The organism is Halohasta sp. A2 (assembly GCF_056175805.1).
In genome coordinates this window covers 1-11,092 of sequence record NZ_JAQFWV010000093.1, presented here as the reverse complement: position 1 = coordinate 11,092, position 11,092 = coordinate 1, and the positions used below count along the sequence as shown (strand labels likewise).

General features: G+C 56.3%; 11 protein-coding genes and 1 pseudogene. 5 read left to right on the top strand and 7 right to left on the bottom strand.

Annotation, left to right across the window (positions count from 1 at the left end; genetic code table 11):
• Positions 1 to 188 precede the first annotated feature (188 nt).
• Positions 189 to 857: a TMEM165/GDT1 family protein gene (locus tag O2S87_RS16830; RefSeq protein ID WP_475409918.1), complete on the bottom strand. Its 669-nt coding sequence runs from the start codon at positions 855 to 857 to the stop codon at positions 189 to 191.
• Positions 858 to 941: 84 nt separating this feature from the next.
• Between O2S87_RS16830 and O2S87_RS16825 the strand changes: the two are divergent.
• Positions 942 to 1,199: pseudogene (locus O2S87_RS16825) on the top strand (toxin-antitoxin system TumE family protein); the annotation flags it as partial.
• Between the two features lie 30 nt (positions 1,200 to 1,229).
• On the opposite strand, the gene O2S87_RS16820 reads toward O2S87_RS16825, so the two are convergent.
• Genes O2S87_RS16820 through O2S87_RS16805 form a run of 4 tightly spaced genes read right to left on the bottom strand, consistent with a single transcriptional unit; the run spans position 1,230 to position 4,931 of the window.
• A complete protein-coding gene (locus O2S87_RS16820) occupies positions 1,230 to 3,314 on the bottom strand; it encodes a type B DNA-directed DNA polymerase (RefSeq protein WP_475409917.1) in 2,085 nt (694 codons plus the stop codon).
• A 1-nt stretch (position 3,315) separates the two neighbouring features.
• Positions 3,316 to 3,582, bottom strand: coding sequence for a DUF8156 family protein (locus O2S87_RS16815; protein WP_475409916.1), 267 nt, complete (start codon positions 3,580 to 3,582; stop codon positions 3,316 to 3,318).
• 3 nt (positions 3,583 to 3,585) lie between these two features.
• Positions 3,586 to 4,263 (bottom strand): hypothetical protein, encoded by a 678-nt coding sequence (locus tag O2S87_RS16810; RefSeq protein ID WP_475409915.1) that lies wholly within the window; start codon positions 4,261 to 4,263, stop codon positions 3,586 to 3,588.
• The gene (locus tag O2S87_RS16805) at positions 4,260 to 4,931 is read right to left on the bottom strand and encodes a P-loop NTPase family protein (RefSeq protein WP_475409914.1); all 672 of its coding nucleotides are present in this window, start codon (positions 4,929 to 4,931) and stop codon (positions 4,260 to 4,262) included. Before O2S87_RS16805 ends, O2S87_RS16810 begins: the two co-directional genes overlap by 4 nt.
• 223 nt (positions 4,932 to 5,154) lie before the next feature.
• Between O2S87_RS16805 and O2S87_RS16800 the strand changes: the two genes are divergently transcribed.
• Complete coding sequence (locus O2S87_RS16800) at positions 5,155 to 5,451, top strand: AbrB/MazE/SpoVT family DNA-binding domain-containing protein (protein WP_475409913.1); 297 nt, start codon at positions 5,155 to 5,157, stop codon at positions 5,449 to 5,451.
• Between the two features lie 26 nt (positions 5,452 to 5,477).
• Here O2S87_RS16800 and O2S87_RS16795 read toward each other — a convergent pair whose 3' ends face one another.
• Complete coding sequence (locus O2S87_RS16795; protein ID WP_475409912.1) at positions 5,478 to 6,479, bottom strand: Cdc6/Cdc18 family protein; 1,002 nt, start codon at positions 6,477 to 6,479, stop codon at positions 5,478 to 5,480.
• 1,148 nt (positions 6,480 to 7,627) lie between these two features.
• Between O2S87_RS16795 and O2S87_RS16790 the strand changes: the two genes are divergently transcribed.
• Complete coding sequence (locus tag O2S87_RS16790) at positions 7,628 to 8,377, top strand: hypothetical protein (protein WP_475409911.1); 750 nt, start codon at positions 7,628 to 7,630, stop codon at positions 8,375 to 8,377.
• A gap of 133 nt (positions 8,378 to 8,510) precedes the next feature.
• Here the strand turns inward: O2S87_RS16790 and O2S87_RS16785 are convergent, their stop codons facing one another.
• The gene (locus O2S87_RS16785) at positions 8,511 to 9,176 is read right to left on the bottom strand and encodes a deoxyribodipyrimidine photo-lyase (protein ID WP_475409910.1); all 666 of its coding nucleotides are present in this window, start codon (positions 9,174 to 9,176) and stop codon (positions 8,511 to 8,513) included.
• A gap of 145 nt (positions 9,177 to 9,321) precedes the next feature.
• Between O2S87_RS16785 and O2S87_RS16780 the strand changes: the two genes are divergently transcribed.
• Positions 9,322 to 9,486, top strand: coding sequence for a hypothetical protein (locus O2S87_RS16780; RefSeq protein ID WP_475409909.1), 165 nt, complete (start codon positions 9,322 to 9,324; stop codon positions 9,484 to 9,486).
• 91 nt (positions 9,487 to 9,577) lie between these two features.
• Positions 9,578 to 10,828 (top strand): saccharopine dehydrogenase family protein, encoded by a 1,251-nt coding sequence (locus tag O2S87_RS16775; protein ID WP_475409908.1) that lies wholly within the window; start codon positions 9,578 to 9,580, stop codon positions 10,826 to 10,828.
• Positions 10,829 to 11,092 lie beyond the last annotated feature (264 nt).

Genomic DNA, 11,092 nt, shown 5'->3' with positions numbered 1-11,092 from the left:
CGATTCAATGCCTGTGGAGACTGCGCTCCCTACGGGAACCAATTCGGTTCCTGCAAAGCGCGTCGTGGAAACAGGAAGCCCCGTCCTCAGCGAGGCCGTCAGGCCGAGCAGGGCGGGGTAGTTCACTCCCTGCTCGATACTCGAGAAGGGCGACCAGCGAAACGACGGGTAGTTTGATTTCCCATCGGCTAAAACGGGAGAAAGTGCCATCCGAAAGCGTACTTCGCTACGATGTCGAATGCGAAGAGAACAAACATGCTCGCGGCGGTATAACGGGCCCACTGGGTATTGACATAGCTTGACGCCCGCGAAAAGAACAGGGCCGTAATCAAACTAACCGGGATGATCGCGAGCATTTCGCCGAACCAGATCGCTGGGTGGGCCCCATACTGGACGGCGAGACTGATCGTGACGAGTTGCGTTTTGTCTCCGAATTCGCCAAACACCATCAGTGAGAACGACGGGACGAATCCAGCGAAGCGAGAAGGTACGATGTCAACTGTGTTATTGAGGCGGTCTCCGAATCGATTATTATTTTTGTCGACCATCGCTCTAGTTTCCGTGTCGCCTTCGTTTGTTTCGAGTATCGAGGTGTAGAGGATCCAAGCGGCAAAGACGACGAACAATCCAGCCGTGATTCCGTCGAGTAATACCGCTGGCAGCGTACCCTTCAAAGCATTCCCAAGCAGAATTTCGAGAACCGTCCAGCCGCCGAAAGCCGTGGCTGCTCCGGCTACAACAATATACGGAGAATATTTTGTGGCGAGGGCAGCGATCACCATTTGCCCCTTTTCACCGGGAAGAGCGAGTAACTGGAGAAAGAAAGCGGTGACCAAAATCTCAAACCAGGAGGCCATACTTTGGGTGGTTTTTGACGGATATTAAGAATGCATCTTGCGCCCACGTCGGTGTAGCCAACAAGGACGACCCACGGTGACTACAGGTTCCACTATACGGACGAACAGAACCGCAATTTCCGATGGAGAAGCCATCCTACGGGAGGTGATTTCCCTCTTGTCGCCGGTCTCGCTCACTTCCATCCGCCGCCAAACGCCTCGTCAGATCCAAGCGATGTTGAAAACTCCTGCATCGAGCAGGTCGACGTGCATCTGGTGACGCGAGCTGTGATGAAACTCTGGCGAGTTGCATACCACAGAGACACGCTCGCATTCCTCAACGCTGGCGACAACCCGCCCTAAGACATCGCTTGACGGTAGCTCGATACTCGTTCAAAACGACTCAAGCGAGGGTTGATTTGTATCCGAGAGGTGCTGTCGAATCTGGTCTTCAGACCACCCAGACGGAGATAGCACGGATGTTGTGGCTCGAATGAGTTCCCGATCGTAATAGTCTGGGTCGTACCGAGTTGGGTTCTCCAGCGATAGACGGACACGCTCAGCGGACTGTTTCGTGTCGTCTACGACGACATAGTCGACTGTCTGGCCCGCAGATCGATCCAATCCCAGTGCTGTCGCACGCTTCAGTGCGGCCATAGTTACCGTCCGTCGCGTGTACTCTTCAGGATCTTTCGAGATCCGAATCTCCGTTACCAGCTTATTCGGGTTGACTTCACCACTGAAAAGCCGGCTCCGGAGCTGTGAGAGCCGACCGCAGACCGCTTCGGGATCACGCGTGTCGTCGAAGACCTCGATGAGCTGTTTTTGTGCCTCACTGATGAACTCGGGCGTACTTCGCTGTCGACACTCAATTCCTCGGTACTTGTACTGACCGTCAGTTGAGCGACCGAAATACTTGGTCAGCGCGCCACGGTCAGCATTGCGCTGGGGGACGAACGCGATCCACTCGTACTCGGCTTCGTATTCCAACCGAATGTCTGTCGCTTCCGAAATCTCCGCTGCCAACCTATCGAGTGGGGTCTGGGAGTCACCTGCTCTCGGAGTCACCCAGAGACTGTCGACGATCCCGTGGAGGACGCGCCAGCCGCCTGCTTCCAACGTGGCTTTCGCATCGAGGAGGATCTGACGCGCGTAGGCGTTGATCGCCTCATGGCACTCAATGCGGCCAAACTTCGCGTTCGAAAAGCCCTGATAGCCGAAACAACTGACGAGAATCCATTTGATCGCCGACGACCGGCCCTCCAGTGCCGCTTTTTCATCGCTATCCTCGCACTCGCGTAGTTCGGCCTTGATATCATCTCGGTCGCTGATCAGTGGTTCGAGGACGTCACACAGGTAGCCACGGTCGTCACAGATACTGTACCCCAGTTCGGGCACATCCGACCGCCCACGGTGGCACTCACACTGGGCGGTTTCGGGACTCACGTTCCGTGTGACGATGATATTCGGATACAGACTCGAAAAGTCGAGTTCGTGTACATCCTCGTGAACTCCCACTGTGGGTTCGAAGGTGAATCCCCCTCTGTCTGCGTCGTGGAGCGTTGACATCGGCTTGAAAAACTCGTGTCGCCAGGAGTTCCACGGCATCAAGACGTTACGCTCTCTGGCTTCGCGGATCTGAATCGCAGTCAGCACGTTTCCAATCGAGGCCCACGACAGCTCTTCGAGCGGTTTCGACGACCGGGAGACCAGATCGAGACAGCCATCCAAATTCGACTCGTCGTAGAAAAACGTATTCGAGCGATCGATGATAATACGTCCTGGAACCGTATATCGCGCTGGTGAATGGCCGGTACGACCGTAGCTTTCGAACGTTGAGGCCCCCGCCAATTGTGTGTATCCAGGATACCGACCGAGACGCAACTTCATATTCGCGTCGGCTACGGTGTCGTCCAACGCGGGAATGAGCTCGGCGGTCGACAGGTCGAGAACATCCGGATCGACCTCATCGAGGTGTGCTGTGAGGTCTCCGATGAGCGTCTGTGGCTTCCCGGTTAGCTCGGTTCCGTCGATGGTGAGGGTCGTGATCGGTGGGTCGAGTAGTTCGGTCTCTTCAACGCTGAGACGGCACGTCGTAAGCGAGCGGGTCGGCGTCGGATCGATGTCCGTCTCGAGACAGTAGCGGAACTGCGGGCTGAAATCAACGTTGAAACACCGGTTCGTGCCGGGGAGGCCAGCCTCCCGGATCGACATTGCAATCGGACGTATCCTGTCTATCGAATCGAGGTCAGCGCGAAGCACGTCCGTCTGTGAGTCTCTGAATCCGGGCCGCCACTGTTCGACTGCTGTCGAAACGACGTCGTGCCGACGGTTGAGGTGACGTCGTAACGCGTCGAGATCCTCGCTCGTCGCGTATACCGACGGAGTATACGAGTCGTCAAGTGATTCGGTCACTCCCGTCGGAGTTTTCGACCAGCGACGAACTCCCTCGTCGGTAAAGTCGAGTGTGAACACCATCTCACTCGGTTGAATCGTTTTGTGTTCCCGCGAGTTCGGTTTCGAGTGCGTCGATGCGACGCTGTTGTTCGATGACGATCGAGAGCAACAGGGCTTGCCATGGGTCGACCGGATTCTGCTGGCCGCCAGCAGCCGCATGTGCGACGGCGTCGTCGAAGCACTGATCGAAGTGGGGTTGGTCTGCCCGTCTCAGTCCGCGGCGGAAGGGTTGCCACTCGTCTTCGAGTCGGCGGAGCCGATCGCGGAACGTTGGATTCGTCCGGCCCATCGCTCAATACCCCACCGTCGGAGACAGCGACTTTAGTTTGAAGTCGCTCTTGCTACAGTACCGTTGGGCGACGTTCGCCAAGGCCTGCGTACGCAGAATGTCAGCAATGTTGTGCTGGACGAGCCGGTCGAACTCTCCGTTTTCGAACGCGTCGACTGCCTCGGCACTGTCGTCGAACGGATCGAGTGCGGTGAGGTCGCCACCGACGAGCCGCCGGTAGACATCCACGAGCGTCGTCCCTTGGTTATCCCCGTTGCTGGGTGTCGTGTTGAATCGCGCTTTGAATATCGGTAGCAGATCAGCATATGGGACATCCTCGAAGGGCCATTGAAGCTCGTGGGCCAAAAACCGGGTCCGAAGGAACGGCAGGTCGAAGCCGCTTTTCCACAACTCGCCGTTGTAGGCGGTCAGAAAGTACTCTCTGGGCCCTATTTTCTCCGAGACAGTGGTTGAGAACGCTCTCAATAGCGCCACCTCTGAGTCGTGTGTCGTCAGGACGACGTGTTCGTCACACCGTTCAGATTGGCTGGCTTCGAGTGCTTCGGCGTCGACTGTGTGCCCACCGGTATTGACGAACACACGGACTGCCTCGGGAAAGACGAGCCCGAGAACCGTCACCCGAGCGGTCGCTTCGAAGCCGGTTGTCTCAATGTCGAAGGCGACTGGCGTGAGCGTGCTCATGCCGTCGACCCTCCAATGGCTGGTCCCTCGGTGGCGGCATACACCGGTTGTCGGGCCTCAATGATCGACTGCCAGTAGCTGATCGTCGTCTGAACGAGGCCGTTGCCGACCGGATAGACGAGTGTCTCGAACTCCTCGCCAGTAAAGCGTGGCCCATACGACGTATGCTCACAGTAGAGATCCTCGGTCACAGCCGCCGTGACGGTGTCACTCAGTTCGTCCTCGCGTGTAATGGTGAACAACACTGGACAGTCGTGTTTTCGTCCGAGTCCCACCAGCGTAGCGATCGTCCGTGCCAGCAGTTCCTCGGCTTCGATGCCCGTCATCGATTCGCGGTACAGCGCGTCGACCGCTGGCACGACGATCAACCCCGGCGGGGTGTGCGCTGCCTCAGTGAGAAGTGTTTCCGCAATCGAGTGGTGCTGGTACGGCGTAAAGCCACGGGCGACATGAATCCGATCCAGGATTCGTGGGCTCGGAGCGACGGCGGCGATCGGATCCGTCCCGGCATGGTTCAGGGCGTCGACCCAGTAGACCGGCCCGTCGTTCAGCAGTGCGTGGTCGACGACCAGCGACGCGAGTACCGACCGAGGGTGGTCGTCGACGGTGAGTAGATAGCGTTCCGACTCGAGGGCCGGGAGTTCGGGTATCGGTTGGGACGTGTGCATACTGTTCTGACTCTCCAGTGTTGATATAACACTCGGCGGGGGCTTTCTGGAAGTTCCAAGACGAGGTGATCGACCCAGATTCGAGAGACAGCGTATGGATACTCCTGGAAATATAGGTTGGAAACGCAGTTGCTCCGTCTTGACCAACGATCTGTCGTCGGTACATAAACACAGAGTCAGTGACACGAATAGGGTCAAATACAGGAAACGTGAATGATGTCTCGTGTCGAGTGATTCCGAACCGTACTACGAGGAGCACATCGTCGTTGTCTCGAAAACGGCGCGAGTGACGATCCCGAAGCCACTCAGAGAGAAACACGGCATCTCAGCGCCGGGAGAAGTGGCGTTTGTCGAGACGCAAGACGGCCGCATGGTGGCTCGTCCGATCGGATCGATGCGTGAATTTCGGGGACTACAGCGCGAGGGCGCGGACGACCGTCCAGCAACGGCTGTCCTCGGCGAAGCGCGGAACCGAGATACACAGAATCTCGACGAGTTAGCCGACCGCTTCTCGGAGTGACTCCATGTGCTGACGGCGGCTCTCGTTTACGCCAGTTTGTACTGGCGGTCGTGACTCGTCCCTTCGGCGGCGATAAGGTTGTAGCGAGTCATCTTCGAGAGGTAGTTCCGAACAGTCCGGTCGGTTTTCGGATCGTCGACCTCGGTGCTGTACCGCTGGTACAATTCACTCGGCGTAATTTCACCGGCTTCCTCGATGATTTCGTAGACGATACGCTGGTCGGGGGTTAGCCGGTCGAGGTTCTTCTGGTGGATCTCTTGACGGGCATTCGGGATGGAGTCGGCGACGACCGACTCGGTGATTCGTTCGGCCTGTTCGAACTGGGCCTTCCGGGCGGCATTTCTGAGGATGCTGATCGCAGCACGCGCATCGCCCGCGCTCGCCTCGGCAATCGTTTCGAGTTCCGGGCTCCTGATTGCGCCATCCACGAGGCCAGCCTCGGCACGCTTTCGGAGTATTTCGACCAGTTCGTCGTCCGAATACCGTGAGAATTCAAGCCGTTCGCTGCCGACGAGTCGACTGCTGAGCCGTTCGTCGACGCGAGCCAGCAACTCCGCTTCGCGGTTGGCGATTAGGATCATCGAGATATGTCGGAGCTGGTGGAGATCGTAGAGAATCGCCGTATTCTGGAGCTGGTCGGCTTCATCAAGGATGACCACGCTGTGTGAATCGGTATGCGTCCGAAGTCGTTCGATGAGTTCGTCGTGGGGTGTCGATTGGCGATGAATGTCGACGGTCTTGCCAAGGCCCTCCAGGATTCGATACAGGACCCGAAACCGCGAGTAGTTCTGCCAGCAGTTGATGTAGTGGATGTGGAGATCCAGCACTTCCTGTTTGAGCCTGTCGACGGTGAACTGTGTGAGACAGGTCTTTCCGGCTCCCGACGGCCCGGTGACGATCAATGTCTCCGCAGGCTGGCCCTCGGTAAGCGGACTGAGGACGCGCGAGATGTGCTGGATCTCCGGATCGCGGTGGACGACCTCGGCTGGAATAAAGTCGTCACGTAACACACGAGCATCCTCGATCATACTGGTATGTTCTCTCTGGTGGTTGTAAATTGAACTGGGTCGTTTCCGTGTTTCCAGAACGAGTGACACACTTAGTTACTCCAATTGCTCTACGCACTGGATAATGATGTTGAAGCTGACGACGTAATCCGTGCTCGGGCACAGTCGACCGACCGAACACTGCTCACGAGAGACCGGGAGCTTGCTACCCGAACGCTAGTGGGATCGTACTGGAATCGAGGAACGTCGAGGACCAACTCGCCGAACTTCACCACCACGGAATCACAATCGAACTGCCGACTCGTCCCGAACGAGATAGTGTCTGCAACGGCCGTCTCACCCAGGAAGCATCCGGAATATGCCCCTGACGACATAGCCACTGTCTGGCAGTGCAGAGAATGCGGCCAGCACTTCTAGAAAGAAGCTATGTACTCTGAGCAGTCTACAAGACGACCATTACCAAATTCAATCTCAACGAGTACCTTTATTCTGAATCGGATTTAACAAGGCTTTGGTAAGCCGCCCCGACGTGGACGGCCGCTCTCTCAGCCGCAGACGTCGACTGCTAGGAATCGAGTTTCTCTCAAGGCGGTCTTGTGGTTGTGCACGGCGAGTGGTGAACACGAGTCAATAAATCCCTAAGCCGTGGTGGGACGGCTTAGATTCGGCCCGTCGGGCTGGTCTAAAGGAAGCACCAAAACGGAGAGTAAATCTTTGGGGTGGGCAGTGAACGAGTCAACCGAGCAGTCTGTGGGTCGACCAGTGGCAACTGAGCCAGCGTCGACCCGTGATATAGCCGTGCTTCAGACCGACACCCCCTTGACACTCATTACCACTACCAAAGGGCTGCGTACATATAAACCTTACACGAACGCACTAATATCTGTATAAGTACGATTTTAAAGTCTAAATCGCCCAACTAATGGGTGTATCTAGAGCGTATGCGTGGATTAATTTGTCAGATGTTGTATTTCGAATCGCGGTATCGACGCCCCGAAACTGGTGGCTTGATACTGGTTTTGTATTTCACCTATTTGACATTCTACAGAGGAAACAAGGCGAGTGCCTCGGGGCTTGACCCCGAGGCGGTTCACACAGCCCAGTCGATGCTGATTGCGGTCTGTGTCGGTCAACAACTGCTATCGTTGTCCAGATCATAAACAGTGTTAATGGTAGAATCGTTTTCGGTCGATACCCAGCCAATCATACGAGACCTCCAGGATCGTGACTTCTCCATCAGTGATGACAACCCAGCTGTCGTTCGGGGTGACGCTATTGCGTTCGTCGGCGTCGACGCACCACTTGAGATTGTTCCGCTCGCCAACGATCGACCGTTGACTATTATCTCAGCTATTTCGACTGCTGTCGACAGTGGGCGGGTTCCGATACTGGCCGTCAATCAAGACTGTGAGCATACCGTAGGCGAGTTCCTCTCGCCTCCGTTTGGGCTCGCTGGGTCGCAGAACGGCACAAGACAATTTTACGCCACCGAAGGGAGGATTCGACTCGGCGACGGCAGCTATGCCTGTACTCCTACAGATGGACCTCTCTCGTGGGCTGAGGCCCCTGAGAGTGAGCCTGCTGAGCCGCGACAACTACAGCTCATGTCGAACTCCGAGCCGATCGCGACCATTGAGTCCGCCGAGGCAATCGCTTGCCCTGCTCCACACCCAGATCGGTTCCAATACCGGTACAGCCGAAACGAGGACGGTCAATTCGTCGTCTACAGTGGGACCGAAGCTGTCGGTAGATATGCCGGGGTGTCTGCAATGTGTGCAGACGGGATCCAACCGATTTCAGTGCCGCTGATTCCAGAACAGTACACTGCTTCAAATCCTCAGTTGGCACGTGCAACCGTGCTTGCGGCTGTTGCTGACGGGAGTGTACGCTACCTGAATCAAGGAGAGAGTCTCACCTAGGTTCGGCAACTACTGTTCACACCGGGGAGGATGTCATAGTGGCACCGTGTCGACACAGTGACTCACCCACAACCGTCGCCCCCGGTTGCACCAGCGACGAGGATCGTATCGAGCGTCTTTGATCCCATCTGTGTCACGGCTCCGACAACACAAAACGCCCTGATCGGGATACGACACGACTAATGTCGGCTCTATCGTCACACCGACGATACGTGGTTCCGTTCGACAAGGCTCGCAATCGCTTTCGAGCAGATTCGGTACCAGCGATAAGGGGCGCTGAATCGTATGTGCCGTCATCAAGATCTGAGAGCCGTGGCACTGTCCGGGTCTTGATTCCCAATACCTGTGGGTTAGCTAACCAAGCCTCTGGTTCCGAGACCGATGTTGTGGATGATCCCATCCCGGGTGGCTGTCGGCTTTCAACGGATGTGTAGGCCACCTCAGCGCGAGAAAGCGCACACCGAACCGCGTGGTCACGTTCACGGGCTAGTCGTGAGTGATCTCTGTTCCACACGACGTGTTCGGCTCCGATAGCCTCAGCAATGCGAGCCACGACCTTGGTCGGATCCCCGCGCTGTATCACGATGTCACTGCCATGGTCCCGATACCAGTCTCGGAGCGTGCGAAGAGAACCGAGCATGAATGCAACTCCCAACGCGTCGGCACGTGACAAGATAGCAGTATCCAGCACAAATACCGGCACCACGCAGCTATCGTTCCGTTTAGCAGCGGTGAGGGCGGTCGACAGCGCCGGATTAGGAGTCGGCTGAAGATTGCGACGGTGCCAATGCAACTGCATACGTACCCACAAGAGCTCCCGGGTGAGAAGGGTTGTGTGATCCACACACGATACGGACTCAATCCGGACTTGGCGTCGGGCTACCGTTATTCAATATGTTTGTGCTTTCCAATGGCGTTAAATTCATTCTCCCCGTACAGTCTGTGTGAACCAAACAGCGATCCTTCACATTCTTGGGACGGGTGCGATCGGAGCTGGCGTGTTCGCTTCGGGCACGGAACTCACAGTAGGGTTGTTGCTCCTCGGGGCAATTTTCATCATCGCCGGTATCTTCCTCGCACGACGCGACGATTCTACTCCCGAAATCTAACGATCGATTCCAGAAGGCATCATCCCGAGTGTAAGCGATGACCGATACCTGACAGACGGGTTTCTTTGAGCATCAGCACGTGTTTTTGCTCGTGTCACTCGGAACCACGCAGTATGATATCGTCGTTTGGGGAGCGACCGGCTTCGTCGGTCAATTCGTTGCCGAACATCTGGTCAGCCAGTATCCTGCTGATGAGCTTACAGTCGCCCTTGGTGGTCGAAACCAATCCAAACTCCACACACTCGCCACAGACCTAGCACGTGAGACAGATAACAGAGATGAGATTCCAACAGTCATCGGTGATGCCACAGAACCAGAGACCCTTCGTGAGATGGTATCGCAAACAAAGGTCGTCTGCACGACTGTGGGCCCCTACACCGAGTATGGGACACCACTCGTCGAGGCCTGTATCGAAACTGGAACCGACTACTGTGATCTGACCGGTGAAATCAACTGGGTGCGAGAGATGATCGACCGCTACCACGAGGCGGCGGTGGCTGCCGAGACAAAGATCGTTCACGGCTGCGGGTTCGATTCGATCCCGGCAGATCTCGGAACGAAACTGCTCCAATCGTTCGCTCAAAAAGAGTTCGGTGAACCCTGTGAGTTTGTTCGCATCTATCTGGATGAGGGCAAAGGCGGGGTGAGCGGTGGGACCTTGGCAAGCTTCATCAAATTATTCGAGGCTGTCGAAAACGATCCGATCGCCCGAGAGGCAATTTCCAACCCCTATTCGTTGGCCCCACCAGGAGAACGACAGGGTGTAGATAGGGGCGAACAACGACGACCAACGAGAGATGCCATCCGCTCAATTTGGACGGCTCCGTCTCCAATGGCTGTGGTCAACGAACGGGTGATTAGACGATCGAATGCGCTCCTGGAGTATCCGTGGGGCCGTGAGTTCCGCTGTACAGAGGTCATTCCAACAGGCTCAGGGGTTGGCGGTGCTGCTGCCGCCGGTGGGATAACGATTGGGCTCGGGATTGGACGAGCAGCCATGAGCAGCGGCCTTCTTCGACGTGGATTGCAACGGTTTGTCTTTCCAGATCCGGGAACAGGCCCATCACAGTCGGAGATCGAAGCTGGCCGGTTTGTTGTTACTATTGTCGGTCGTGGCACCGCAACAGATGGGCCATTTACCGTTATGAGTCGGATTGGTGCATCTCGCGATCCTGGATACGGGGCGACCTCACAGATGCTTGGAGAAGCTGCCATGTGTCTGCTGCGTGGAACAACTGAGTCTCCGTTGGATGGTGGCATTCTGACCCCTGCGTCTGGAATCGGTGATCCACTCGGTGACCGGCTTCGGGATATTGGATTCACCGTTGAGGTCGGCAAGTGAGACAGAGGTAGCACGATCTATCATCGTGGGGCCCAATCGTTAGCCTACTCTGCCCGGTGTGTGACCACATCAGACAACTCGAATAGAAGAAGGACACGCGCTCTGTATTCAGCAACCAGCACCTATCAGTCTCTGTCGATTTCACCTATGGAAACGCTGCTAACTATCTGAACCATCGCTAAAGATAAAATGATTACGCTCTCCCAGGATTTGCGGTGCTGACGGGCGGTAGGCGGTTGAAACGAGTTTGCGGTGCGGTAGCGG